A 24,566-nucleotide genomic window follows, 5' to 3' on the forward strand; every position below is an offset into this window, starting at 1 on the left:
CAAGGTGTTCAGGTTTACGCCCTTTTTATTTTCAAGCTTCTTAAAATGAAGCTAAAAATTTTCTGTTCCTAGCTGCTTTGACTAGCCATTATAACGCTGCATAACCAGCGTTGCGTTAGTGCCGCCAAAGCCAAAGCTATTTGACATCACTGTGTTTAGCGTTGCTTCACGTGCTTCGGTAACAATATCTAAGCCTTGTGCTGCGTCGTCTAGCGTGTCGATGTTAATTGATGGCGCGATAAAGTTATTTTCCATCATCAACAAGCTATAGATAGCTTCGTTTACACCCGCTGCACCTAATGCGTGACCTGTCAGTGACTTTGTTGCACTAATAGGTACGCCCGCTTGGCCAAACACTTCTTGAATCGCCGCAAGTTCTTTCACATCGCCTACAGGCGTAGACGTGCCGTGGGTGTTCAAGTAATCGATAGGCGCATCGATATTTTGCATCGCCATCTTCATACAGCGAATTGCGCCTTCACCCGATGGTGCAACCATGTCGAAGCCATCTGATGTAGCACCGTAACCTACTACTTCACCGTAGATTTTTGCGCCGCGTGCTAGTGCGTGTTCAAGTTCTTCAACAACAACCATACCGCCGCCACCAGAACTTACAAAGCCGTCGCGTGCTGCATCATAAGTTCGTGATGCCACAGCAGGATTGTCGTTATATTTAGAACTTAGTGCGCCCATAGCGTCGAACTGGCTTGATAGTGACCAATGTAGCTCTTCACCGCCACCGGCGAATACTACGTCTTGCTTACCAAGCTGAATAAGCTCTAGCGCGTTACCTATACAGTGGGCACTGGTTGCACAGGCAGAGGCAATTGAATAGTTCACGCCGCGAATTTTAAACGGTGTCGCTAAGCAAGCTGATACCGTAGATGCCATACAGCGAGGAACCATGTAGGGCCCAACACGCTTAACGCCCTTTTCGCGAAGAATATCGGCAGAAAGCACTTGGTTTTCAGAAGACGCGCCACCTGAGCCTGCGATAATACCTGTGCGCTCGTTTGAAATGTCGCTTTCTTCTAAACCAGAGTCTGCAATGGCTTGTTGCATCGCTACGTACGCGTAGCCTGCCGCATCGCCCATAAAGCGCATAGCTTTGCGGTCGATGTGCTCTTTCAAATCGATGTCGATGTCGCCCCAAACTTGGCTGCGAAGGCCCATTTCGGCGAACTGTTCTGAAAATGTAATTCCAGACTTACCCGCTTTTAGTGAAGCAAGTACGTCTTCTTTATTTACGCCGATGCTTGATACGATACCAAGACCGGTGATAACTGCTCTTCTCATAGTTTACCCTTTGCGTTGTTGCGGCTTATGGTAACGATTTTGAATGGTAAAGTGGTCTGCTCTGCCAATTGCCATACTCGAACTAGCTATACTTAAGCGTTACAGTACCTGTTTCAATGCTGTGCATATTGGTACAAACAGGTTACTTGACCACTTCCCTTCTCTTTCGTTGTTACCGTCTGCGGCTACGTAGTTTTTTATTTTAATAAGTCCAATGTAGCACGAATGCACAGGGTCATGACTAGCGTTAATTTATACCTTCACAAAACCTTCAAAATAGCTTGAACATAAACTTTTGCGGTTTCTTTTATTCACTAAATTGGGCTCTAAGTTTGTTCTTAAATATTTTACCCGTATCTTCTCTGGGCAGAGCTTCGAGTATTTGCAACGTTTTAGGCCACTTGAACCGCGCTAGTTTGCCATCTAAATACCCGTGTAGCGCATCAATCGAAAGCGTATTGCCGGGTAGGCATTGAATAGCCACCACGACTTTCTCGCCATACTCAGCATCAGGCACACCGAATACCGCGCAGTCTGCAACCTCAGGCATTTCTATGATGACGCTTTCTATTTCAGCAGGAAATATATTGGCGCCACCTGAGATGATCATGTCTTTTTTTCTATCGCAAATGTATAAGTAACCATCTTCGTCCACATAACCCATATCGCCTAATGTTGTGAATTCACCAACATGCAAGTCACTCGGCGCGCCCGTAGTATTGGTATACTTGAATGGCGCGAACATAGAGAGATGCGCGTATATAACGCCAACGTCCCCTACTTCACACGCCTCTTTATTGTCGCTCAGTATTTTAATTGCTGCACCGGGAATGGGCTTGCCCACAGAATTAGGCTTAGCTAATGCCTCTTTAGATGAAATTAAGGTCATGAAGCCCAATTCGCTAGCGCCATAAGACTCATAAAATATTGGCCCAAACCAGTTAATCATTGCTTCTTTCACATCGCTTGGCAGTGCCGACCCTGTTGATAAGGCAAATCGCAAACTTGAAGTGTCGTATTTGCTTCTTATCGACTCGGGCAGTTTAAGTAGCCTCACCATCATGGTGGGAACAATGTAAGCATGAGTCAGTTTAAACCGCTCTATGTCTTGTAAAAATCGTTCCGGGTCGAATTGAGGCTCAATGTATACATCAACATTACCCGCTGCTAAACAGCAGAGCGTAAGCGCATGAGGTGCGCTATGATAAAGTGGTGCAGAGACAAAAAAGCGGTCACCTTCCGACAATTGCATTAACGCTTCAGAGAGGCCTTTGAATATCAAATAAGGGTCCGGCCGCGTTAGGTCTTCATCGCGCATAATGCCCTTGGGTTTTCCTGTACTGCCTGACGTGTACGGAAACATGCCCTTGAAGCGTTTCGGCGGTTCATTGTGGCGCTTTGCGTTTGGGGCAGCTAATAGCGTATCAAGGCACTGATACTGCCCCCCAGCTTTCGGTTCTTTAGCCAATTCAGACTCACCTGTAAGATGATAGCGCTCTAAAATGCTTTTTGGCGTTTTAATCGTGTATATCACTGACAAGGTAGGAACTTGTAATAAGGTTTGGCGGTCATTCTCCCACTTTAATAAATCGCGATGAGCGAACAGCACTTTAGCGCTGCAGTCGTCTAAAATAGGCAAAAGTTCTGCAACTGGGCTGTGCCAATTAAGCAAAACATAACGCGAACCCACATATCGGCATGCCTCTACTATTTCGAATATATCGACGTGGTTTCGCATAAAAATAGCTACCACATCGTTTTCTTTTACATCTTGCTCAGCAAGTGCATACGCGATGATACGTGCACGCTCATCCATTTCGTCTCTTGTGCGTTTGCAAATGCTCTTGCCACATTGGTGAAACACGCCCGCCATATCTTCTCCCTGAACTATCTTCAATAGATGTACAGCTAAATTTAACAAATTATTTACAATGGCAATTAAATAAACGTATTGTTTTTACTGATAGATTGTTATTTGCAGAAGCAATAAAAAAAGAAGAGTTTTAAGCAGGTACAAACTTTTGCGGAAAAACAAAAAGGTGACAGGTAGAATACGCGGCCAAACGTTCAAAATTTAGATAAAACTGAAGATTGCTGTGTTATTAAAAAAGCCAAGAACCATTGCTCTACACATTTTTCAAAGTGCGATACCCCGACTTTCTTTCGTGGTGGCAGCCTTTATCATTGCTTCTGCAGCGACTGTCTCAGCAGCAGCTTCGACTATTAGGCTCCCCGCGCTACCAGAGCCTGTGTCAAACAATGCCGTAGCTTCTGTCACCATAAACAACACACAATATGTATTTAGTTTTATGGGGCTCGGCAAAGGCAAAACCCATAAAGACGTGCACAACCGAGCTTGGCAGCTCGTTATTAACAACAAAGATAAACCTTTGCAGTGGCAAGCTCTTCCCCCAGTTCCATCCAGCCTTGCACTAAAAGGTCGCTTGGCTTCCGTGGCGGTAGGTGTTAACGATGCCGTTTACATTTTTGGTGGCTACACGGTGGATGAAGATCATAATGAAATTAGTACGCCAGATGTTTATAAATACTCGCCCACGACAGAGGAATATACGCTATTGGCGCCTATGCCTGTACCTGTTGATGATGCAACTGCACTGGTTTACCAAGACCGCTACGTTTACTTAGTTTCAGGCTGGCACAACGATGGCAACGTAAATCTTGTACAAATCTACGATACGCAAACCGAGCAATGGCAACAGGCAAGCCCTTTTCTTGGCCAACCGGTATTTGGTCAAGCTGGAGGCATCGTTAATAACACCATGGTAATTTGTGACGGCGTATCAGTAACACCGCACAGTGATAAACGCCGTAGCTTTGCTGCAGAAACCGCCTGTTTCAAAGGCGTAATTGATAAGAAAAACCCTTTAAAGGTTGATTGGCGTAAACTTGACCATCCAACAGGTACTGCGCGCTATCGCATGGCCGCAGCGGGCGATGAGGCCACCAATAAAATCTATTTTTTAGGCGGCTCGGCTAACCCGTACAACTACGATGGCATTGGCTATAACGGCGAGCCTTCAACTGCAGATGACGCCATTTGGGCCTTTGATATTGCAAAAGAAACGTGGGGTATATCGAAAACAGAAGCTGAAGCGCCCACCATGGATCATCGCGGATTAATTAACGTTAACGGTTCTTGGGTCACTATTGGCGGTATGCTTGGCGCGCAGCGCGTGACCAGTAAAGTCACCACGCATTTTTCAGCACTCGCAGAGGCGTCTTGTTCACCAACGCGACAAACTAGCTTTAACGTTTCAAGCCAATCATCGGATGGGCAAGCTGATGAACGAGTAAAAACAGCCCCCAAACTAGAGTGCCAGCACCAAAACAATATAAGCGGAGAAAAATAAACAGTGAAATCTAAGCATGCACAGGTTCATTTTAATGAGAGCGGTACACCTGTCGCCGACCATTTTGACGACGTTTATTTTTCTAACGACAGCGGAATTGATGAAACCCAACACGTTTTTGTTGCTGGCAACGACCTTGCTGAACGCTGGCAACAGTGGCGCAACCCAACTTTTGTCATTGCCGAAACAGGTTTCGGGACTGGGCTTAATTTCTTAGTTGCTATGCGTGCTTTTAACGAATTTAAAGCAGCGAACCCGAATCATCCACTTAAGCACCTGTACTTTATTACCACGGAAAAGTTTCCACTGCCTCAACAGGATATGCAGCGTGCACTAGAAGCTTTCCCTGCCCTTAAAGACGAAGCGCAAGCACTCGCTGCACTTTACCCTATGGGACTTGAAGGTTGTCATCGCTTACATTTCAATAAGCACTCAACCACGCTCGACCTGTGGATTGGTGATGTTCACGAGCTTTTACCTCAATGGCATTCCCCTGCAAATGGACTAATCGATGCCTGGTTTTTAGATGGTTTCGCACCAAGCAAAAACCCCGACATGTGGACCGACGCTCTGTTTAGCCAAATGGCTCGCTTATCAAAAACCGGTACAACCTTTGGCACATTTACCGCCGCAGGCATAGTAAAGCGTGGGCTAGCTGGTGTGGGTTTTAGCATTAAAAAACGCAACGGCTTTGGCCGTAAGCGTGACATGCTGACCGGCGTTTTTAACCAAGACAACGAAAATGTGCAGCATAAACTTCGCCTGCCTGCTGGCCCCTATTACAGGTACGCTAACGGCAGTTTAGATAAAACAAGTAAAGTAGCAGTAGTAGGATCCGGCCTTGCTGCAGCCACTGCGTGCCTTGCGTTAGTGAAGCGCGGTATTAACACCACCTTGTATTTCGATGGGGACACTCTTGCAAGCGGCGCGTCCGGAAACCCGCAAGGCGGCTTTTACCCGCAGCTTCATAGCGAAGCAAGTATTGCCAGCCGCATTCAGGCGCACAGTTTTTTGTATGCTAGACAAGCCTACGATCACACTATTGAACATGCAAAAGCCTGTGGCCTAGCCGACGTTGCCCATGATTTTTGTGGCGTTATTCAATTAAGCTTTAACGACAAGGTAGCGGAACGCCAAAATAAACTGGCAGCAGCCGACGTATGGCCTGAAGCTTTAATTAAACCCGTGGACAACAAAGAAGTGAGCGATATCGCTAACCTAGCTCTTCCCTACTCTGGCTTATACATTGGCTTGGGCGGATGGCTTTCTCCTCCACAGCTAGTTAGTGCCATGATTGAAGAAGCTCTTCAAAGTGGCAAGCTCACGCTGAAACCCAATCATACCTATGTATCCCATAAAGCGATTGAGGGAACGCTACGTAATGTTGACGGCGGTGCTTCAACCGGCGCTCTTGATACGGGTGATGTGGTTATAACTAAAGATGGCAGCGTAAACGGGTCAGCAACACATAAAGTGCAAATTTGTTTTAACCTTGGTGAGCCTGAGAAATGTGCTAAGGGTGATCTTGATAGCAACACTTTCGATAGCGACTTATCGCAAGAAAACGTTATTGCCGATCATCTTATTCTTGCCCTTGGCGCAGGTGCGGTAAACGCTAGCGATTTTGACAGCCTGTCCCTTCGCCCTGTTCGCGGCCAGGTTGAAGCCATCCCCACCCAAATGCCAATTGAACAGCTCAAAACGGTATTGTGTCATAAAGGCTATATGACGCCTGCGCTCGACGACAGACACGCACTTGGCTCAACCTACGTGAAAAACGACTTAAGTACCGATGTGCGAAGCGACGAAACTGAAACGAACCTTGCCACACATGAACAGGCGCTGGCAAATACCGACATCGTGCAGGCATTACAACACGACGGCCAAGCAAGAGCGGCAACGCGCTTAGGTTCGCCCGACCACCAGCCTGTAGTCGGTGTACTGCATGATTTTAATGCGTTGAAAAAACACTACGATATGCTAGGCGTGGGCAAGCCGTTAACCAGCGCGCCTGTGTTGCCTGAAAGTGTAGTGTCCACCCTTACTTGCTTAGGGTCACGAGGGTTAACCACAGCGCCATTAATGGCAGAGGTTTTGGTAAGCAGTCTATGTAGGGAGCCGCTACCTTTAAGCAATGATCTGCTTAATGCCGTTAACACCAGCCGCTTTATGACGCGAGAAGCGATTAGAAGTCAGGGATAATAAACCGAGAGGTTTTTGCGAAAATTCTCCTGTCCTTAAACACAATAGATCGGATATTTAGAGGTTTTAAAGCGAACATGAAATGAGTTCGCTTTGAAAAAACAGAGCGCAATGGAACTAAATGGCTAGTTTACGCTAGCCATTTTATTTAAATCCATCACGATAAACGCAGGAATGTATACGTTGGCGCTTGCCACCACTTGTTTATTTTCCAGCGACACAATACGGGCGTTTACGCGTACGCCTCTGTCATCTTCAATAATGGTGCCGGTTACAACATGGTCCATTTCAACCTGTTTAGCGAGTGCAGTACCATCTCGCGTGAGTACGAAATCGCCCACTGGCGTTACAGTAATGCCACCTGCAAGTTTAAAGTCGACAACCGCTAACCCAAAGTCTTGCAGCTCAGCAATTAGATACTCTGAAAGCTGATTGCCTAACACGGTGCTGTCGCTCAACGTCTGATTAAGCCTTACAAAACTCGCCACACCCACCATATCTTGCTGCGTAAGACGGGTTGCATTGTCCATCAACTCCATCGCAAGCTGCGAAGCGTAATCGTTTAAACGTTTGTGCGTTTGTGAAGGTGAATAGCCATGGTGTAGCGGGTCCTTGTAGCCGGGCTCTACTTCCACGTGCTGTTGATATTGTCTATCGCGAGAATCTGGTGTGTACTCTAACCCTGAGCGGCTTGGTACAGGAACTGGCTCAGCGTGATGCGTAATTTCACCGTCTTCACCTAACCAAAATGAGCCAATAGACTCTGTGCTAGTGCACCCTGTCATACATACACTTAGCATAAGGCCAACCGCTACCCAGCTATTTTGAACAAGCTTCTTAGTAAACACCATACTGAAACTCCTAGCCGCGACTTAGCTTAACGCCATCGCGCATACCGTTTTGCTGGCTACCGTCACTTGGAATAAGTGCATCTACAACGTAGAACGGCACTAGCATTTGCGCAGTTGCCACCACTGCACGCGACTCCATGCCTAAAATACGGGCGTTAACTAACACGCCACCTTGGTGCTTGGTCATGGTTCCGGTTAACACGTATTCAATAGGCAGGCTGCTGCTCAATTCCAAATAGTCTCGGCTTAATACAAAATCGCCATCGTCAGTAATGCGAATATACTCGGTGGCTTTGAAGTCGATAACCGGCACGCGGAATTTATGCAGTTCGTGAACAAAAGATTCCGCCATCTGACGGCCAAGCAAATCTGTTTTCTGCAAGTCAGTATCTAGCAGTGCGAAATGGGTTACACCAATAGGTGTCTTGTTATTCACGTATTCCATATTGGCAATTAAGTCTTGCGCCATGTTCTTCACATAGTCGCCAATATGCTTGGTTAGAGGTCGACCTTTATACGCGCCCTGTACGCTCGAATACAAAGGAGGTTGACCGATAGCGCCATACGCGTCCATAGCCTGAGACTGGGTATCACTGGTATTTTCAACTGGCTTCGTAGGAGCGCGGTCGGCGGCAGTAATATCAATCACGTTCATGGCTGGGCGCTGAGGCGCTTGTTCTGCTACCTCTTCTTCCCCCATCATCATAGAGCACCCGCTAACGCTCAGCAGTGAAGCACAAAGCGAAAGCGCTGCGTATTGATTTCGTCTTTTCATGGGGTTACCTCGTACCTTCAGTTCTGTATAACTTGCCGTTTCTGGTGGTTACTTGTTCTTCGCGCCAAAACAGTTCGGCAGGGAAAAAGCGTGTTGCTGCAGCGACAATGTTTTTATTTCTTGCGTTGATAATTCGAGCGTTAACCACCGCACCAGACTCTTGATACAACATAGTGCCGGTAATATAAAAATCGACGCGCTCAATGTTGGAAAGCTGGTCGATATTGCGCGTTAACACTCTGTCGCTTTCGTTACTAACAATTATATCGTTCGAAAGCTTAAATTCTTGAGTAGAAAAGCCTCTTTTCGTGGCCTCAGTAATCATTCCCTGTTCAAGTTGATGGCCCAACAACATTAGCGGATGTTGATGATCAGCACTGTATTTCATAGTATCGGCAGGTACAAAGCCAACTACCGCATAGCGAGACTGACGTGCTGGACCCACATCAGCAAAAAGTTCGTTCGCCAACATATAGGTATGGTATTCCACATTCCCCAATGCCGATACGTCGCTGGCATCGGTTTGCGCAAATTGACTCTTAGGCTCGTCAGATGAAGAGCAACCAGAGAGTAAGCCCAAGATAAGCGCGGTATATGCCAAGGCTTTCGCGACTAAGCGACCATTTTCTGTCAGCAAAGCGTGAGAGACAGGTTTTGTGATACTTTTCATTACACGTGTCCAGTGAAAAACGTCAAATTATTATCGGAAAGAAGCGAAAACTCATCAAAAAACGGTGATCAGCTACTTCGCAAACCGACATTTTCAGTGTCTTTAAGCAGGCTTTTGCAAAATTCACACCAAAGAGAGGCTGCTAGTAGCATTGAACGATACATTGAGGGATACATTGAAAAAAATTGCTGATAACCAAGTGATATAAAGCGCCTAGTTTCAGTAGATGTACCTTCTTCAGCGCTAAAAGAGTTTGATGTTTATAGCCAGAGCGTTCTTAAAAAGCGGAGATGACTTGCCGCCTTAGGACAGAAAGCTGCCGATATTAAATAGGCAATGATCACAATGCCATGTGATTAAAAAACTTAAGAACTCCCGGGACTCTCATGCCACGTTAATGACCAGGTAGCTAAATAAACCTGCACATGCCCAGACCTAAACTTTCACCATCACGAGGTTCAAAACCGAACTTAAGATAAAAACTTTCCTTACCATGCGCAGCCAATAAGCCAATCGTTGCGCCAGGTGCGCAGCAAGACTCTAAATGTGCAATCAAGGTGTTCATTATTTCCGATCCCAAACCTTTATTCTGATGTCCTGGATGAATAATGACGTCTTGAATGTAAAAATACATTGCGCCATCGCCAATCACCCGACCAGAGCCTACAAGGTTGTTGTCGAGGTAAATTGTTGCCCAAAACAACGGGGCATCAATACTCTTTTGAACAACCGATAAACACGGGTTATTCCATCCAATCAATTTTCTTAAACTGGCAAAGTCTTCAGCTGACGGAGGACTTTCTTCAACGGTGTAATTCGTATGCATCATTCGTCATTCCGCCCGCCGTTCTCGCAAAAGCTAGCTACCTAATTCGGTAATATGAAGTAGTTCGCCCGACGGGCCCCATAGATAGAAAACACTTCCCCAACTTTGCTTCTCAATTGAAGATATTTTCGTTTTATGTAACGAGCGCGAGCACAAATCAAAAGCGTCCTGAATGTCTGCTACACATATTTGAAGCATAAAGTTATTCGCCAATTCAGGATTATAGAAGCGCTGAAGAAAGAAGAGACAATCACCATTTTCAAACAGTGTTAGGTCTTCATTTACATATTCTGCATTAAATCCAATCTCAGAATAAAATGCTTTAGAAATGTCGTAGTTTTTGCTTGGAATAAAAGTCTTAATATCTATGACGTCCATATCTTGAGATTTCTCGCATTTCGCTGCTTTAAATTTAAATCGTGGCTAAATGGCAATAACAGCAAGCATGTCTTCGCCATCTTCATCTAATCCCACCTCTTCGAAACCGAAACTTGAATAGAAGGTTTTGGCGACAGGATTCTTAGGGTTATAGCATATCTCAATAAATTTAAGCTCAGAAGTTTGCTTTATAAGCGCGATAGCTTGAGACAAAGCAACTCTGCCAATTCCTTTATTTTGATGGCTCTCATCAATCATAAAGCGCCAAATGGACACCTTAGTTGGCGTTTCCTGAACCCACATAAAGAACCCTACGGGCTGGTCGTTGCAATAAATGGCTTTACAGGTATGGTTATCATTATAAAAAGACTCAACCAGCGACCACATATTGCACGCAACAAACGCTTGTTGATCTTCCGCCACGTCCAAGTCACAAACCTGCTCATAGTTAGATTTGTTTATTTCTTCCAGTGAAATTTTCATCCTGTTTTCTTTTACGCTCGTTTTATTTCGATACGCATTATAAGCCGAACTTTATTCAATTAATCAACAAGCGATTATAGCCAAGTCTAAAGGACGGGCCTAAGAACCAACGCCGAAAGGTACAACCCTAAGCCAAATACTGCATGGTTTAAAACGCTGTGTAGGCGAACAGCGTTAGGATTAGGCATTTTCGACGCAGCAATTCCTGCGCCCATTCCAGGCTGCAATACGAAAAATGGTGCAACGACTGTGGCTATACCTAGTGCTAAAGCTGGCCCTGCCGATGGTTCTAGCAACCAAGCCTCTCCAAATAAAAGATAAAGTAATACCGCATAGCCAATACCGATCACGTAGTGCGCTGTCCACCCAATTACCTTCTCACCACTCACAGCATCGGCGTTTGCAATAGAAGTATGACGAAACTGTCCTTTTCTCATGTGCCCTATCCAGCGCCCCACCATGGCCCAATTTGTTGGAGCAATACCAAATAATTGTTGCCTTAGCAGCGCCCATAAATCCATCACTAGAGTAGCTCCAATGCCAATCAGTAAGATAAAAACAATATTCTGCATATTCACACTCAACAGCTAGTTACATTTAATTAGAGATGATAGCCTACAACTTCAAGTTAACTTTAAGTCAAGCAATCCTTTGGAAAAATGTATGGAAATATCTCAAGTAGCCAAAAAGTCAGGAGTGTCAGCATCAACACTTCGGTTTTATGAAGAGAAAGGTCTTATCAGTTCTATTGGTAGGCAAGGTATACGTCGCGTGTTTAGCCCGAATGTACTAGAGCGTCTTGAGTTAATAGCATTAGGTCGCGCTGCAGGTTTTTCTTTAGAAGAGATTTCGGGCATTTTGGGGAACGAGGCAAAGCCTGAAATTGATCGTGAGCTACTACTGAGAAAAGCTAATGAATTAGACGGAACAATAAAGAAGCTCACAGCCATGCGTGATGGTCTGAAACATGCGGCAGCCTGCACAGCACCAAGCCACTTAGAATGCCCAAGATTTCGTCGCTTGATGAACCTTGCAGGTACAGGGGCAATAAAAGGCTTAGCATCGAGTAAAAAGTAAAATGCCCGCATTGAGCGGGCTTTTCATTGTCATCTAAATCAATTTAACCGTAGTCGAAACATAGCACTCATTGTTTCAAACTATCGATATAATCCTGTTGCGGTGTCGTCTGCTCGGGTGGCAGCAACACGATTTTGCCCACGTGCTTTTTCTCAGAGAAATCTTTTTGTGCTGTTACGATATCTTCCAGCGGGTAGGTTTTAGCTAGCATAGGTTTTATTTCACCTCGCTCAATATATGAAACAAGATTTGGAAAAACCGGCTCGTCCCACGCAGTACAACCAATAAAGGTAAGATCTTTTAAGTAAAAGTTGCGCATATCAAGGGTGACTATTGGCCCCGCGATGGCGCCGGAAGAAGCGTAGCGACCACCGCGTTTCATAACCACGGACATTTGTGTGAATCCGTCACCTGCAACGTTATCGACAACTACATCTACCGACTTTTCTCCTAACACTTCAACTAAATCGCTGTTGCGTTCGATAACGCGGTCTGCACCTATTTCCTTAAGCACGTCCATTTTATTTTTACCAACAACGGCGGTAACTGTCGCACCACGGCGTTTAGCTAACTGAACAACTGCAGAACCTACACCACCTGAAGCCCCTGTCACCAAAACATGCTCGCCTTTAGAAACACCAGCTCGATGGACCATATTTTCAGCAGTGCCATAAGCGCATGGTATGGTTCCGAGTTCGGAATCCGACCAATCACACTCGACAGCGAAGGCTTCACTCGCGGTTATCTTTACGTACTGGGCGAAAGCGCCATCGAAGTCTGACGCCATCCAAATATTCTCTAATGAGTCCCAAGAGTCTTTTCGGATGCAAGAACGTATCAAAATTCGCTCTCCGATACGTGTAGGGTCTACGCCTTCTCCAACGGCTACGATTCGACCACAACAGTCAGTCCCTTGAATAAACGGAAAAGGGGTTTGTTCATTCCATCCACCGTCTAACTCTTCTGCTGCGCTTGATTTCTCATCGTCATTCTCATCCAGCGCGTCAGTGCCTTGCGTGACTTTAGAAGAATACCAACCTAATCGAGTATTAATTTCCGTATTATTAACTCCCGCTGCTAAAACCTGAACTAGCACCTCGCCAGCAAGCGGTTTTGGCATGGGAACATCGGTGTAATTTAACTGCTCATAACCACCGTTCGCCATGGTCACCACAGCCTTCATAGTCGTATCGTCAGGTTTTACATCGAACCTTTGCTTATCGCCAAGCAAGCTAGTAATACTCATAATCTCTCTTACGTTTAGGATTAATAACAATTAATACGCCCAAAATAACGTATGCCTGACGCTCATGCAAAGCAGCTACGTTCTTACGGTTAGTATTTAAACGGTTGCATAGTGTTTAAAGTTTACCGAAGTTAGGGCTTTCGCCAACGCGCTTTAATTCCACGGGTGTCAATATGAATAAATGGACCTCGGTGAGGTTTAGGTCCGTAAACTCCCAAACCACCAATTAAACCTTTATATTCACTGCGCTTATTCAGCTCTGCAATCATGTTGGCCATAACGTCAGCATCTTTAATATTTACTACACCGTCGCTGTTCAAATCGTCCATTCGATAGTTACCGTCATTATCTACAAAAATGTCGGCAGCATCGCCATATACATGTCGACTAAATTTCACGTTACCGATTGACTTGTTGTACTGAGGTGTTCTATAGCCGCTCATGATCACCATGTTTGAAACATGAATATTGTTCATATTCATTTCTCTTCTAAGCATTTCGAGCTTTAAAAGTAGAGACGGACGAAGGTATACGAACTTCGGGTAGCCAGAGCGCTGTTTACTGGTGAATTCTTTTAACTTGAAATGGGGAGACAACAATAAGTCTTGGTTATTTTTAGTAACTTCAATAAAGCCTTCAGGTTCAACGTAAACGTCTTTATTTTTGACTTCGCTTTCATCTGGATAAGGCCCTATATGATAATATTTTAGGCGTCCGCCCTGGACTTTTTCGGCAGGAACCATAACAAATACATTTAACGACATATTGACCTGTCCGTCTTCACTTCTTATTTCTAGACGCTGCTCACCAGGGGTATTTTTCGCCTTCCAGTGCCATGTCATAGACTCGGATTTTTCAACCATCACGCCGTTTTCAAACAATTGGTAGGTTTTGTCCGGCTGCGGATAAATAATTTCTAGCTCTGTAATCTCTTCAGGCAACACGAATAAAGAAAAAACGTTATAAGGCATTACTATATTGTTGATCTTTAAACTAAACTCCGCGTCTTCTAAGTGAGCTTTATTCTCAACGACAACTGGCTCATGCGGCGCTCTTTGAGTGCTTCTCTGAGAAACTTTTTTCTGAACCACCTCGGCACTTTTTGCATCTGCGCCCTGCGCAAGAGCATGTGCATAATGTGCGTTCAAAAGTAATGCGAATGCCACTACCGAAACAATTAGGTTGTTCACTATCATCTTCATTTGCCTTGTTACCAATATTATTCGTATATATTCTTTTACAGAGACGCTACCTGAGTAAGCGCCTTAGCATCGCGTCTATCGCGCTGATAAATATCATTTCTAAAGTTCACGGTACCGTCTTGGTCAGCCCATGCGGTCCAATACACCAAATGAATAGGCAGAGGCTCTTCAAGGTGAAACGTTTTTGACTGGCTTAATTCACGAGCTGTTATGACATTGTCCATTAGACTCTCTACGCCCTGCTCTTCTGCAATTAACTTTGCTAGTGAAAAAGGGTCTTCCAATCTAATACAGCCGTGAGACGCTGCGCGGTTTGTCTCACTGAACCACTGTTGATAAGGCGTATCGTGCACGTACACAGCGTGTCGATTTGGGAATAGATATTTAACCTTGCCTAACGGATTTTTTTCGTTGGGAAGCTTTACTAGAAAATGATTAAACTGATAGGGCTTTATGTTTTCCCAATCGATTGTATTGGGGTCAACCAACTCATCATCAACAAAACTATTTTTACGAATAACGATGTTGTTTTCTTCTGAATAATTAGGGTTGTCTGCTACTTTTGGGGCGATCTCTTTAGTCGCGATCGAAAGTGGTATACGCCATTCTGGGTTAACTACAAATTTTTCGATATGATCGCTAAAAGAAGGTGTAGCCCAACTTGGCTTGCCTACTACCACGTCTTTAGTGGCTTTTACTCTACCTTTACTAATATAACGAAGGCGGAATTCTGGAATGTTAACTAACACATAAGCATCGCTGTCTTTTTCTTCGAACATTTCCAAGCGCGTGATATTCAGTGCTAACTGCTGGGCTTTTTTATCAGCCGACACATTTAGTGCAGCAAGCGTCTTTCTGCCCACTACTCCATCTACTACAAGGCCGTGACGGCGTTGAAAATCTTTTACTGCATTTTCGACATCTTTATCGAAAACGCATGGCTCGGAGTGAGCCGCTGTAAATGCGTGAGTACAATTTGTATTAATCGAGGTGTATTCTCTACCTAAACGAGAGACTAATGCAGTCACTGCTTGAACTTCCTCTTCACTGTAGATAGGTGTTGCATCTGCTGAAGCCTTTCTCAATGCGCCATGTTTAAGAAGCAAGTCTTTGTTTAAAGATTCCCAGCCACCTTGCTGAGCTATAGAAGAATAAAAAGCATAGGCACTTTTCATTTGCTTTAACTGTGTCTGCAAAACAGAGTCATTATTAGTCTGTTCTAATGCTTTCGGAGTGGAAGTAGAAACGGTCGAGGCAACACCTACCAAGGGTAACCAGAAAGAAGCAGCAGCGATAATGAGCTTTTTCGCTACCCTAAAAGTTCGCTTTTTGGGCGCTGAATAGCGAACAGAAGAATTCGTTCCCAGTTGATTACTATTGCGCAATTGAACAGTATGCTTAACGGCTCGATGTTCGGTTTCCATTGTTCCTTTCCTTGAAAATACACACATAGTCAAGGTCGCAAAACAAGTGCCAGGGAATAACAAAAGACACAACCTACTGAAAAATATAATTTATTTGCATAAGCAGGAAGTGAAAGGATTTAGATAACAGAATTATTATGTGTAGGTAATTCAGCTTTTCAGTAAGAATTTTACGGGAAAAGGTTAGAAAATCGCCGTAAATTTTACAAACTAGATAGGTTTAGAAATATAAATAGAGCCGCAATAGCGCTAAACGCTTCAGTGGAACACTCGATGTTTGGCGAAGACATATCTGGTAGTAGCCAAGAAGATTTAGTTAGGTAAGCAACTAAAAGGCTAAACACTTAACTAAACTATTTAACTAGTTGAACTAGCATCGTTTTTACAACAGTAAAAGTATTATTGAACAAATATAACAATACGTCTAGGATGGTGACGGTGTTTACAAATCAAGCAGAATAAGGATATCAACAATGCTCAAATACTATCTTTTCTTACTTTCGGTTATTGCAATTTCACAGGCTAACGCTGCATCAATTTCTTATTTCCCTTGCGCAGAACGGGAATGTGTTCAACGCTTCAAAGATATTAAAGTAAGCGCTCGCAAGCACATAAACGCAAATATTATATTGGGGGATATGTACCTTAATGGTTATGGAACCGATAAAAATAAAAGCAAAGCATTAAAAGCTTTTAAAAAAGCGGGGAGCTGGGGTTCTACTGAGGGAAATTATAAAGCAGGACTATTAATTATCTCTGACGATAACCTTGCTGATAAAGAGACAGGCTTACGCTTTCTTAGAGATTCAGCCAAGAGTGGTCACAAAAACGCGGTTTATTTTATGGCTGAGATTTTGTCGAACCCAAGCTAAAGCGTACAAAATTTAGAGCAAGCTGACTTTTGGTTGGCTAAAGCGGCTGAGCAGCGCCATGAGCTGGTGCCTAACACAGTAGCTAGATTGAAGTCGGAGCAAAGGCTTAATGAACAAAACTTCCCACAAACGCTATCAACACTAGAAGCACTATCCGCGAAGAATTCTGATGAACAAGCCCCACTTGCCCACAAAGCAGGAGCATTAGCGCCAAACGGGGACGAGATTGAAGTCGTTACCGTTAAAACACCAAAACTTGGCGAGCTCATTGATACTGGTATTGAATACTATCAGAGCGCACCAATCTCCATCACAAAAAACACCACAGGTACAAGAATCAAGGGCCGTAGTTGTCAAGATAAAGCAAATGCATGCTCTGACATACCCACTGACCAATTCATACGCTATTACTGGCAATTTCTTATGAGTGATTTCTAAAAGAAGTTAACGTCTATATTTTATAAGACGCGCGGTTTATCACTTCATCGGGCGTTTTGTAAAAAACGGCGAGATTTAGCTGTATGTATTTACCTAAAAAAGATCTTATTCTTGCATTTGCGCCTAAATCAACTTCTCGTGAGGATTAAGAAAAAACATTTTTTTCCAACCTTGAGTTTCAGACGTTGCTTTCCATGGCAAAGGAATAAGAGAAACAATCGAGTAGTGAAGGTGTGGCTGCTTACCTTTGGCATTGCCAGTATCGCCAAGGGTTCCCACTTTATCTTTTTGCGATAACCAAGTCCCCTTCTCAACTGTAACTTCTTGCATGTGAGCGTAATAATGCACACGCCACTTGGGGCCAAGAACCGCGACAACGTTCCCTCCTTTTCCCAATTCGCCTGTGTAGATAACGTAGCCAGAGGTAGTGGATTGAACAGGCGTACCTTTTGCACCAAAGATGTCTACACCTTTGTGCACACCAGAGCTGCCCCATGGCTCATACCAAAACGTGTTGTGATTCCAGTCGTTAGAGGATGCCCCCTCTACTGGAATTACAAGTTTTTCTGGAATTACTAGCCCCGCGCAAATGAATACCAGAAAAATTAGTAAAATTGATATGATCGTTTTTTTCACAAAAGTTCCTTTTTATAGGTCGCACCTTTCGAAGGTTGTTTTCTCAGACTCAGATAAACACTTTATTCGGGGAATTACCTTCTAGCTATCTCAAGGTGGTAAAAATATGGCTATCGTAAAACTGTCCATCTTTGAAAATGGCGCGTTGCAATATCGCTTCCAGCTTGAACCCTGCATTTAGCAGCAACTTTTGCGAAGCAAAATTGGATGAAAATACGCAGGCGAAAATGCGTTCTATATTTGTGTCTGAAAAAGTAAGGGCAATAATTTGGCGCAGTGCATCGCGCATAATGCCTTTTCGCCAGTGTGATGAACAAAGCCAGTAACCAACCTCTCCAGACCTTTCATATTCAAAATGACCGCGGTTAACACCAATACACCCTACTAACTCGCCCTCATACTCAACAGCTCTTATAAAGCCTTGGGTACTACCCTCTTGAACCCACCACATAGCATCTTCTCTTGTATAAGGGCTGGGAATTTTTGTCGAAAAATATTGAGTGACCGACCGTTGATTTAAAATATCTACCAGCCTACCTACATCGCTCATTTTAAAATCTCTGAGTGTTACCATGCGCTTTACTTCCCACCTGCTAAATCAATAAACGACCCAGTAACATACGAAGACTGAGATGATAGAAGCCAAGCTATAGCTTGGGCGACTTCGTCAGCTGTACCGCCCCGCTGCATAGGTATTTGTGAGCGCAACCGCTCTACTCTGCCAGGTTCACCGCCATCCGCGTGAATGTCGGTTTTGATAAACCCAGGCCTAACGCTGTTCACACGAATATTTTTTTGCGGCAAGTTCTAAGGAAAGCCCTTTGGTGAATGAATCCATAGCTCCTTTCGATGCGGCATAATCTACGTATTCAAAGGGCGCACCTGTACGAGAGGCTATGGATGAAACGTTGACTATTGCGCCACCCGTAACGTTTTGTCTGACAAAAGCTTTTGAGCACAAAAATGCACTAAGCACATTGGTATTAAGTGTTTTGGTAAAACGCTCAGCACTAACGTTGATAAGCTCAGTTTTGGTAAATAAAATGCCCACATTGTTTACCAAATGCGTTATTTCACCCCATTGGCTGTTCACAGTCTCAAACATGTTCAGCACTTGTGCTTCATCTGAAACATCGGCTTTATGGGTAAATGCAACGCCACCACTTTCAGCTATCGACGCGCACACCCTATCCGCAGCATTTTTATCTGATAGGTAATTAACGCAAACCTTATAATCTTTACTTCCTAGCAGTTTAGCGGTTGCGGCACCAATACCACGGCTTGCTCCTGTAACAAGGACTACTTCTTCCACTTGATATCCCTATCTAAAAAATTTGGTTACTCTTTACTCAGCAATCGCTTTATAAAATAAGCTTGAGTACAACACACAATCACAATTAACGTTACTGAAATTTCTAAGGGCATTCCCAATTGTTCAAGAGCGATAACAGGCTCAGGTAGCTTCCCACCGATAAATATTAAGTGGCGAAGGTCAAAAAAGACTGGGAAAATTGAGTAGCATAGCAGGTCATAAAACATAAAAGCGCCGAATACACACACTTTTCTCAAGATACCCACAGGGCTGCATAGCCAAAGGAAAATAGTACATAGCAAAGAGATTAAGTAAGTTGTCCCACTTCCCATCAAAAGAACGACAGCTACACGGTTTTGGTCGTATACAACGCTGCTATGCTGTATGTTTAGGATAGGCTTGATAATATAAGAGTTAAATTCGCGGTGAATATCAACACTTAAAGATTTTACCTCTGGAATGAAACTAACAACTGCTACCGCACTGCCGGGCCAATGCTTTATATGACTCAGCGCCCCCATTTCCGGAAAAATTTCGAAGCCAGGCCAAACAGCAATGACTAACTGCCCCATCCCTAATATTTTCCCTGCTATTCCGTGCCCTACCTCGTGTATTAAAACCGAAATAATAAAATAAATGAGTGCTACACAGATTAGTGTAAATCCTTTTTTAAACGTAATCATTCCTTGTTCTCTTAGCTAATCTATTTGGGCACTAAGTATTAAAGTTGAAGCTGTTGGTTTTTAATACAAATACTAAGAGGTGTAAATTACATCAAGGTTCCCACGATAATCGTGATTAAACATAGAGCACCATTTTCGAAAGGCACAGCAGGCTAATTAGCTCTACTGAGGAATAACACCATTGACAGGTAAACAGAAAACTTCACAATAGTTCTACTTCTTATCCACTCGCAATCATAATGTTGTATCTTTCCGAATTTCAAACAAAGCTTTCTAATCAATATATTACCCCTGCATTTTCGTTAACACTGAATAATGAAAAACCACCCTCGCACTACATTATTGCAGGTAGAAATAGTAGCGGGAAGTCGCTCTTAATTTCATCACTAGCGGGTAACGGTAAAGTAGAAAGCGGTATTCGCGAGAGTAGTTCTCTTGTAGCGGAAGTATCAGTATTTAAACAACAGGCATTAATTGAACAAGAAAAGCAAAAAGACAGTGCGGATATTTCAGATGTAATCGCTGAGCCAACACAGGTACGCGAGTTATTCTTACGCACCAATGAGGATTATCAACATCACCCTTATTACAGCGAACTTACTTCTGCGCTTAGAGTTGAGCATTTGCTGGATAGTGCGTTTCTTTCGCTGTCTACGGGAGAAACCCGCAAGGTAATTATCATGCTGGCGTGGTTGAGCGACGCTGCAATTATTTTGCTTGATGAACCTTTCGAAGGCTTAGATGTTGAAGCGATTAATGCATTTAGTCGCTTTCTTGTTTCTCAACAACAAGCAGCACTGGCGTTGACCGCCAACAAGCTTGCAGACATTCCTGAGGGCCTTCATGCACAACTCATTGTTATGGATGATCTAGCTATTACGTGGAAATCTGACGGCACACTTAACTATGATGACTTGCGCTCAGAGTTGAGTACTTGGTTTGCGCTGGAGTCTGATGATATCGATGTACCCGCAGCGCTAAACGCTAATGATCCAAACCGCAGCGACCCAAATCGCAAGGAGTCAACCAGTGAACTTGATTCACTACCCCATACCTTGATCCAGCTAAATGACGGCTTTATGCGTTTCGATGAACGTACTGTATTTGAAAAGCTTAACTTTACGCTTAATAAAAATGAGCATTGGCAGATAACTGGCCCGAACGGGTCAGGTAAAACTTGTTTGCTTCAAATGTTTACTGGTGATAATTCCCATTGTTATACCAACGACTTAACAATGTTTGGAATAAAACGAGGGACTGGCGAGAGCATATGGGATATTAAGAAGCACATTGGAATTATGTCGAATGCGCTGCACATGCAATACAAAGTAAACGCAAGTGTTGAACATGTAATCATTTCTGGCTTTCACGACAGCATTGGTCTATACAGCCGCCCAACGTTGGCTGAGCGAAACGTAGCAGAACAATGGCTTGCTGTACTGGGCTTACAACAGAAGAAGAATACACCGTTTCAGTCACTATCGTTTGGCGATCAGCGATTAGTGCTTATAGCGAGGTCTATGGTAAAACACCCTGCACTGCTTATATTAGATGAACCCTGTAACGGTTTAGACGACTTCAACCGCCAAAAAGCACTTAAGCTTATTGATATATTGGCAAAGGCGGGCACCAGCACGCTGCTGTATGTTAATCACAACCCAGAGGAATGCATTCCCAGCATTCGCAACACCCTGAATATGAAAGACTACAATGTAGCAAACTAAAATCTGAGAAGAAAAAGGCGCTATCACAAGGAAAAACTCATGAAAAAGAGTGATAGCGCCAAAGAAATGGTAGAAAGGCATTATAAGCGCCTAAAATCTGCATCTGGCTCATATTTAATGCAGTGCTCTTTTTGAAACTACATTGGGTCTAGAGTAAGCAGCACACGTTGAGTATTTGGTTGCACTTTGCAAGACCGATGTACGGCGGCAAACTCTTCATGACCTTGCCAAGACTTTCCTTTGAGTAACCCCACATCAAAAGCACTCATTTGTTTAATGCTGCTTTCTTGGTAGCGCTGCCCTAGCCTATTCTTCGTAAGCCCTTGCGTATTCGCGTCGTTAAGGCCAATCATCGGGCTAGTTACCACACTTTCTTTAGGTAACCACTCAGTACCTTCGCCTAAATAAGTATTTACCAATCGAACAGGAATATTGTCTACGTGAAAGCTGGGGCACATTGCCGAAGATAAGGGCACGAGTCTTACCCCTACACTGTCACAATCAAATAGTGTGGTAAGCATGTCAGAAAGCAGATAAATATCATCAATGGCGGCTTGTTTTCCAATGCTGGTTTCTTCGCCTGGTAGAAGCGTGGCAATTTCCTTCCTTAGAGAAGCAACAGAAAACACACCACGAATACCCATTCCTAATGATTTAAAAACCTCGTCATAATATTGGGAGATGAGCGGCGCCTCGGGTCTGTTCCATACCGTAACGCTAACCCCTTCTTCAAAAATATCGCCCAGAACCATAGCGTCGGCGCTTGAACGCCAAGAGATGCTATGTTCGAAGACAGTATTGTGGTCTTGTAACGCCTGCATACTAGTGCTCCCACGCAGGAAATGGGTCAGGCATTTCAGCCCAAACATGATGACCTTGAATAAGCTGTTCGTCTGTTAACAAGCAACTGTCTAAGCGCCTGATTATGTCCTCTTTATTAAGCCCTTGCCCAATAAATACTAGCTCTTGACGCATATCACCGAAAGGCTCCATCCATTGCTCTTCAATCGCTTTAAGATAGTCAGGGTCTTCAGGCAACTGCTCTTTGGGTACGGCTTTCCAAAACAATCCAGCGGCTCCGTATCTCGCCATACCGCCAGCCTGGCTCCAACTGCCTGCAAGCTGTGGGCGTGTTGCCAGCCAGAAGAAGCCTTTTGAACGAATTAACTTACCTGCAATGTCTTTACTATGAATAAAATCATAAAACTTCTGCGGATCAAACGGACGTCGCGCTTCGTACGAAAAGCTGCTGATACCAAACTCTTCGGTTTCTGGCACATGTTCGCCACGCATTTCTTTCAACCAACCCGGCGATTGCTGAGCGCGCTCAAAGCTAAACCGACCTGTGTTTAATACCTTATCTAACGGTACTTTCCCATGCTCAATAGGAACTTGAATAGCCTCGGTATTTAAAGTTTGAAGGATACTTTTAAGGCGGGCCAAATCTTCTTCAGAAACCAAGTCAGTTTTGCTTATTAGCAAAATGTCAGCAAATTCCACTTGCTCTACCAATAAATCTGCCACGCTTCGCTCGTCTTCCTCACCCAAGCTCTCACCCACTTCGTTGAGAAACTTAGCTTCGTCATAGTCTTTAAGAAAATTCAATGCATCAACAACCGTGACCATGGTATCGAGACGAGAGATTTCCGATAAGCTTTTGCCGTCTTCATCGGCAAAAGTAAAAGTCTCGGCCACTGGTAGCGGCTCCGATATGCCCGTAGACTCAATGACCAAATAATCGTACTTCCCTTCGTGCGCTAAACGCTCTATCTCTTCAAGTAAATCTTCTCGCAACGTACAACAAATGCAACCGTTGCTCATTTCAACCAGCTTTTCTTCAGCTCGATTAAAACTAACCTCGTTTTTCACGGTAGCGGCATCAATGTTGATTTCACTCATATCGTTGACTATAACCGCCACTTTCAATCCATCACGATTATTCAGAATATGGTTTAGAACCGTGGTCTTACCGGCGCCTAGAAAGCCCGATAGTACGGTAACGGGAAGCTGAGTTTGAATAGACATAACGACTCTCTAAGTTTCATTTTAAATCTCGAACTTAATAAATGTTATAACATAACACTTAAAATGAAAATAACGATATGATTAATTTATTGCAAAACGCTTGCGGTATTCCACCGGACTAAGCCCGTACTCTTTACGGAATATCTTCCTAAACGCATTGACGTTTTGATAGCCCACGTTGAATGCGATATCAGCAATGCTGCGCGTTGATACTTCAATTTGCTGACAAGCATGATGAAGTCTCAGCTTTTGCAGATAGTCGATGACTGACATACCTAACGCTTGCGTAAATCTTCGCTGTAAGGTTCGCTGGCTGACGAAAGCGTGGCTGGCTAAATCGCTAAGAGAAATTGGCTGACTGTAATGATTTGCCAAGTAATTTTGCGCTTTAACAACGAGAGCATCGCCATGATCTTTTTTAGGTGAAAACTGGTGATAAAAGCCTTGCTCCCTGTAACCTGTATCCACCACCATCTCTTTAGAAAGATTCAATGCAATGGTCGGTGAGCTTAAGGTCGATATGATTTCAAACACAAGATCAATCCACGCCATTCTCCCGCCAGCTGTTATTACGCCCTCCCCGTTTACCACGATAGACTTGGCGTCTAGTTTTGCTGTGGGAAAGGCTGCCATGAAGTGATCGGCAATTCGCCAGTGTGTAGTACACACTTTGTTATCTAAAAAGCCCCCTTTGCCAAGAATAAATGCACCTACGCAAGCAGATGCGAGCAATGCACCTTGGGACTGCATGACTTCCATATAGTTGATGAGTGATGTGAAGTCATGCTCAAAAAATGTCTCACTCATGCTTGGCGGCAAGATGACGACATCAACCAGCGCATTTGAATTTAACTGTTCCGCTTTGCAAATACTCGCGCTAAACGCCACGTCAGCGTTGACTTGCTCACACATCGTATTCGCTAACTCTAACATTTCAACTATGCCGTAAAGCGCAGATTGGCTTGCGGTTGGATAGTTTATTACTGCTATTTTTATTTCTTTCATCATTTCATTGTCGCTTTGTGAACGCTGTCGCATTTGGCGTGCTTTTTGTCATTATCGTCACTCTCTATTA

The 24,566-nt window shown here is 44.0% G+C and carries 23 protein-coding genes and 2 pseudogenes; 6 read left to right on the plus strand and 19 right to left on the minus strand.

Annotated features, from left to right (window positions below):
- Nucleotides 1–81: 81 nt before the first annotated feature.
- Together fabB and ACXAGK_RS16570 are read right to left on the minus strand one after the other, a co-directional pair.
- The gene (fabB, locus tag ACXAGK_RS16565) at nucleotides 82–1,296 is read right to left on the minus strand and encodes a beta-ketoacyl-ACP synthase I (protein WP_118493712.1); all 1,215 of its coding nucleotides are present in this window, start codon (nucleotides 1,294–1,296) and stop codon (nucleotides 82–84) included.
- 307 nt (nucleotides 1,297–1,603) lie between these two features.
- Nucleotides 1,604–3,169 carry an AMP-binding protein gene (locus ACXAGK_RS16570; protein ID WP_474857073.1) on the minus strand — a complete coding sequence of 522 codons (1,566 nt, stop codon included), beginning with the start codon at nucleotides 3,167–3,169 and terminating at the stop codon, nucleotides 1,604–1,606.
- Nucleotides 3,170–3,392: 223 nt separating this feature from the next.
- On the opposite strand from ACXAGK_RS16570, the gene ACXAGK_RS16575 reads away from it, so the two are divergent.
- Nucleotides 3,393–4,667, plus strand: a complete 1,275-nt coding sequence (locus tag ACXAGK_RS16575) for a Kelch repeat-containing protein (RefSeq protein WP_474857074.1) — start codon at nucleotides 3,393–3,395, stop codon at nucleotides 4,665–4,667.
- Nucleotides 4,668–4,670: 3 nt separating this feature from the next.
- Complete coding sequence (gene mnmC2 / locus ACXAGK_RS16580; protein WP_474857075.1) at nucleotides 4,671–6,869, plus strand: tRNA (5-methylaminomethyl-2-thiouridine)(34)-methyltransferase MnmC2; 2,199 nt, start codon at nucleotides 4,671–4,673, stop codon at nucleotides 6,867–6,869.
- Between the two features lie 125 nt (nucleotides 6,870–6,994).
- Here the strand turns inward: mnmC2 and ACXAGK_RS16585 are convergent, their stop codons facing one another.
- The 7 genes and pseudogenes from ACXAGK_RS16585 to ACXAGK_RS16615 form a co-directional block, all read right to left on the minus strand.
- Nucleotides 6,995–7,720 carry a FlgO family outer membrane protein gene (locus tag ACXAGK_RS16585; protein ID WP_474857076.1) on the minus strand — a complete coding sequence of 242 codons (726 nt, stop codon included), beginning with the start codon at nucleotides 7,718–7,720 and terminating at the stop codon, nucleotides 6,995–6,997.
- A 10-nt stretch (nucleotides 7,721–7,730) separates the two neighbouring features.
- Entirely contained in the window at nucleotides 7,731–8,495 is a 765-nt protein-coding gene (locus tag ACXAGK_RS16590; protein ID WP_474857077.1) for a FlgO family outer membrane protein, read from the minus strand.
- 4 nt (nucleotides 8,496–8,499) lie between these two features.
- Nucleotides 8,500–9,165 carry a FlgO family outer membrane protein gene (locus ACXAGK_RS16595; protein WP_474857078.1) on the minus strand — a complete coding sequence of 222 codons (666 nt, stop codon included), beginning with the start codon at nucleotides 9,163–9,165 and terminating at the stop codon, nucleotides 8,500–8,502.
- 409 nt (nucleotides 9,166–9,574) lie between these two features.
- The gene (locus ACXAGK_RS16600; protein WP_474857079.1) at nucleotides 9,575–9,994 is read right to left on the minus strand and encodes a GNAT family N-acetyltransferase; all 420 of its coding nucleotides are present in this window, start codon (nucleotides 9,992–9,994) and stop codon (nucleotides 9,575–9,577) included.
- Nucleotides 9,991–10,369 (minus strand): annotated as a pseudogene (locus ACXAGK_RS16605) (VOC family protein). Before ACXAGK_RS16605 ends, ACXAGK_RS16600 begins: the two are co-directional and overlap by 4 nt.
- 45 nt (nucleotides 10,370–10,414) lie before the next feature.
- Complete coding sequence (locus ACXAGK_RS16610; protein ID WP_474857080.1) at nucleotides 10,415–10,852, minus strand: GNAT family N-acetyltransferase; 438 nt, start codon at nucleotides 10,850–10,852, stop codon at nucleotides 10,415–10,417.
- An 86-nt stretch (nucleotides 10,853–10,938) separates the two neighbouring features.
- Complete coding sequence (locus ACXAGK_RS16615) at nucleotides 10,939–11,424, minus strand: DUF2938 domain-containing protein (RefSeq protein WP_474857081.1); 486 nt, start codon at nucleotides 11,422–11,424, stop codon at nucleotides 10,939–10,941.
- Between the two features lie 91 nt (nucleotides 11,425–11,515).
- Here ACXAGK_RS16615 and ACXAGK_RS16620 point away from each other — a divergent pair, with 91 nt between their 5' ends.
- A complete protein-coding gene (locus tag ACXAGK_RS16620) occupies nucleotides 11,516–11,929 on the plus strand; it encodes a helix-turn-helix domain-containing protein (RefSeq protein ID WP_474857082.1) in 414 nt (137 codons plus the stop codon).
- A gap of 67 nt (nucleotides 11,930–11,996) precedes the next feature.
- Here the strand turns inward: ACXAGK_RS16620 and ACXAGK_RS16625 are convergent, their stop codons facing one another.
- The 3 genes from ACXAGK_RS16625 to ACXAGK_RS16635 form a co-directional block, all read right to left on the minus strand.
- The gene (locus tag ACXAGK_RS16625) at nucleotides 11,997–13,175 is read right to left on the minus strand and encodes an alcohol dehydrogenase family protein (protein ID WP_474857083.1); all 1,179 of its coding nucleotides are present in this window, start codon (nucleotides 13,173–13,175) and stop codon (nucleotides 11,997–11,999) included.
- 131 nt (nucleotides 13,176–13,306) lie between these two features.
- Complete coding sequence (locus tag ACXAGK_RS16630) at nucleotides 13,307–14,371, minus strand: YcbK family protein (RefSeq protein ID WP_474857084.1); 1,065 nt, start codon at nucleotides 14,369–14,371, stop codon at nucleotides 13,307–13,309.
- A gap of 41 nt (nucleotides 14,372–14,412) precedes the next feature.
- Complete coding sequence (locus ACXAGK_RS16635; protein WP_474857085.1) at nucleotides 14,413–15,801, minus strand: L,D-transpeptidase family protein; 1,389 nt, start codon at nucleotides 15,799–15,801, stop codon at nucleotides 14,413–14,415.
- 473 nt (nucleotides 15,802–16,274) lie between these two features.
- On the opposite strand from ACXAGK_RS16635, the gene ACXAGK_RS16640 reads away from it, so the two are divergent.
- Nucleotides 16,275–16,673: an SEL1-like repeat protein gene (locus ACXAGK_RS16640; protein WP_474857086.1), complete on the plus strand. Its 399-nt coding sequence runs from the start codon at nucleotides 16,275–16,277 to the stop codon at nucleotides 16,671–16,673.
- Between the two features lie 33 nt (nucleotides 16,674–16,706).
- Nucleotides 16,707–17,111 carry a hypothetical protein gene (locus tag ACXAGK_RS16645; RefSeq protein WP_474857087.1) on the plus strand — a complete coding sequence of 135 codons (405 nt, stop codon included), beginning with the start codon at nucleotides 16,707–16,709 and terminating at the stop codon, nucleotides 17,109–17,111.
- Nucleotides 17,112–17,234: 123 nt separating this feature from the next.
- Here ACXAGK_RS16645 and ACXAGK_RS16650 read toward each other — a convergent pair whose 3' ends face one another.
- The 4 genes and pseudogenes from ACXAGK_RS16650 to ACXAGK_RS16665 all read right to left on the minus strand — a co-directional run bounded on the left by ACXAGK_RS16650 (nucleotide 17,235) and on the right by ACXAGK_RS16665 (nucleotide 19,742).
- Nucleotides 17,235–17,747 (minus strand): M23 family metallopeptidase, encoded by a 513-nt coding sequence (locus ACXAGK_RS16650; protein ID WP_474857088.1) that lies wholly within the window; start codon nucleotides 17,745–17,747, stop codon nucleotides 17,235–17,237.
- An 85-nt stretch (nucleotides 17,748–17,832) separates the two neighbouring features.
- Nucleotides 17,833–18,321 (minus strand): GNAT family N-acetyltransferase, encoded by a 489-nt coding sequence (locus tag ACXAGK_RS16655; RefSeq protein WP_474857089.1) that lies wholly within the window; start codon nucleotides 18,319–18,321, stop codon nucleotides 17,833–17,835.
- Between the two features lie 5 nt (nucleotides 18,322–18,326).
- Nucleotides 18,327–19,059, minus strand: a pseudogene (locus ACXAGK_RS16660) (SDR family oxidoreductase).
- A gap of 26 nt (nucleotides 19,060–19,085) precedes the next feature.
- Nucleotides 19,086–19,742, minus strand: coding sequence for a hypothetical protein (locus tag ACXAGK_RS16665; RefSeq protein WP_474857090.1), 657 nt, complete (start codon nucleotides 19,740–19,742; stop codon nucleotides 19,086–19,088).
- Nucleotides 19,743–19,981: 239 nt separating this feature from the next.
- Here ACXAGK_RS16665 and ACXAGK_RS16670 point away from each other — a divergent pair, with 239 nt between their 5' ends.
- Nucleotides 19,982–21,466: an ATP-binding cassette domain-containing protein gene (locus tag ACXAGK_RS16670; RefSeq protein WP_474857091.1), complete on the plus strand. Its 1,485-nt coding sequence runs from the start codon at nucleotides 19,982–19,984 to the stop codon at nucleotides 21,464–21,466.
- 137 nt (nucleotides 21,467–21,603) lie between these two features.
- Here the strand turns inward: ACXAGK_RS16670 and ACXAGK_RS16675 are convergent, their stop codons facing one another.
- From ACXAGK_RS16675 to ACXAGK_RS16685, 3 genes are all read right to left on the minus strand, one after another.
- A complete protein-coding gene (locus ACXAGK_RS16675) occupies nucleotides 21,604–22,287 on the minus strand; it encodes a DUF1826 domain-containing protein (protein WP_474806003.1) in 684 nt (227 codons plus the stop codon).
- Nucleotide 22,288: 1 nt separating this feature from the next.
- Nucleotides 22,289–23,491, minus strand: a complete 1,203-nt coding sequence (gene zigA / locus ACXAGK_RS16680; protein ID WP_474857092.1) for a zinc metallochaperone GTPase ZigA — start codon at nucleotides 23,489–23,491, stop codon at nucleotides 22,289–22,291.
- 81 nt (nucleotides 23,492–23,572) lie between these two features.
- Nucleotides 23,573–24,529: a GlxA family transcriptional regulator gene (locus ACXAGK_RS16685; protein ID WP_474857093.1), complete on the minus strand. Its 957-nt coding sequence runs from the start codon at nucleotides 24,527–24,529 to the stop codon at nucleotides 23,573–23,575.
- Between the last annotated feature and the right edge of the window lie 37 nt (nucleotides 24,530–24,566).

Source organism: Alteromonas sp. ABM1_013 (assembly GCF_056160505.1).

Bases quoted from the DNA above. Each gene is read 5' to 3' on its own strand.
- fabB (WP_118493712.1), bottom strand. From the start codon at position 1,296: ATGAGAAGAGCAGTTATCACCGGTCTTGGTATCGTATCAAGCATCGGC.
- ACXAGK_RS16570 (WP_474857073.1), bottom strand. From the start codon at position 3,169: ATGGCGGGCGTGTTTCACCAATGTGGCAAGAGCATTTGCAAACGCACA.
- ACXAGK_RS16585 (WP_474857076.1), bottom strand. From the start codon at position 7,720: ATGGTGTTTACTAAGAAGCTTGTTCAAAATAGCTGGGTAGCGGTTGGC.
- ACXAGK_RS16590 (WP_474857077.1), bottom strand. From the start codon at position 8,495: ATGAAAAGACGAAATCAATACGCAGCGCTTTCGCTTTGTGCTTCACTG.
- ACXAGK_RS16595 (WP_474857078.1), bottom strand. From the start codon at position 9,165: ATGAAAAGTATCACAAAACCTGTCTCTCACGCTTTGCTGACAGAAAAT.
- ACXAGK_RS16600 (WP_474857079.1), bottom strand. From the start codon at position 9,994: ATGATGCATACGAATTACACCGTTGAAGAAAGTCCTCCGTCAGCTGAA.
- ACXAGK_RS16610 (WP_474857080.1), bottom strand. From the start codon at position 10,852: ATGAAAATTTCACTGGAAGAAATAAACAAATCTAACTATGAGCAGGTT.
- ACXAGK_RS16615 (WP_474857081.1), bottom strand. From the start codon at position 11,424: ATGCAGAATATTGTTTTTATCTTACTGATTGGCATTGGAGCTACTCTA.
- ACXAGK_RS16620 (WP_474857082.1), top strand. From the start codon at position 11,516: ATGGAAATATCTCAAGTAGCCAAAAAGTCAGGAGTGTCAGCATCAACA.
- ACXAGK_RS16625 (WP_474857083.1), bottom strand. From the start codon at position 13,175: ATGAGTATTACTAGCTTGCTTGGCGATAAGCAAAGGTTCGATGTAAAA.
- ACXAGK_RS16630 (WP_474857084.1), bottom strand. From the start codon at position 14,371: ATGATAGTGAACAACCTAATTGTTTCGGTAGTGGCATTCGCATTACTT.
- ACXAGK_RS16635 (WP_474857085.1), bottom strand. From the start codon at position 15,801: ATGGAAACCGAACATCGAGCCGTTAAGCATACTGTTCAATTGCGCAAT.
- ACXAGK_RS16640 (WP_474857086.1), top strand. From the start codon at position 16,275: ATGCTCAAATACTATCTTTTCTTACTTTCGGTTATTGCAATTTCACAG.
- ACXAGK_RS16655 (WP_474857089.1), bottom strand. From the start codon at position 18,321: ATGGTAACACTCAGAGATTTTAAAATGAGCGATGTAGGTAGGCTGGTA.
- ACXAGK_RS16665 (WP_474857090.1), bottom strand. From the start codon at position 19,742: ATGATTACGTTTAAAAAAGGATTTACACTAATCTGTGTAGCACTCATT.
- ACXAGK_RS16670 (WP_474857091.1), top strand. From the start codon at position 19,982: ATGTTGTATCTTTCCGAATTTCAAACAAAGCTTTCTAATCAATATATT.
- ACXAGK_RS16675 (WP_474806003.1), bottom strand. From the start codon at position 22,287: ATGCAGGCGTTACAAGACCACAATACTGTCTTCGAACATAGCATCTCT.
- zigA (WP_474857092.1), bottom strand. From the start codon at position 23,491: ATGTCTATTCAAACTCAGCTTCCCGTTACCGTACTATCGGGCTTTCTA.
- ACXAGK_RS16685 (WP_474857093.1), bottom strand. From the start codon at position 24,529: ATGCGACAGCGTTCACAAAGCGACAATGAAATGATGAAAGAAATAAAA.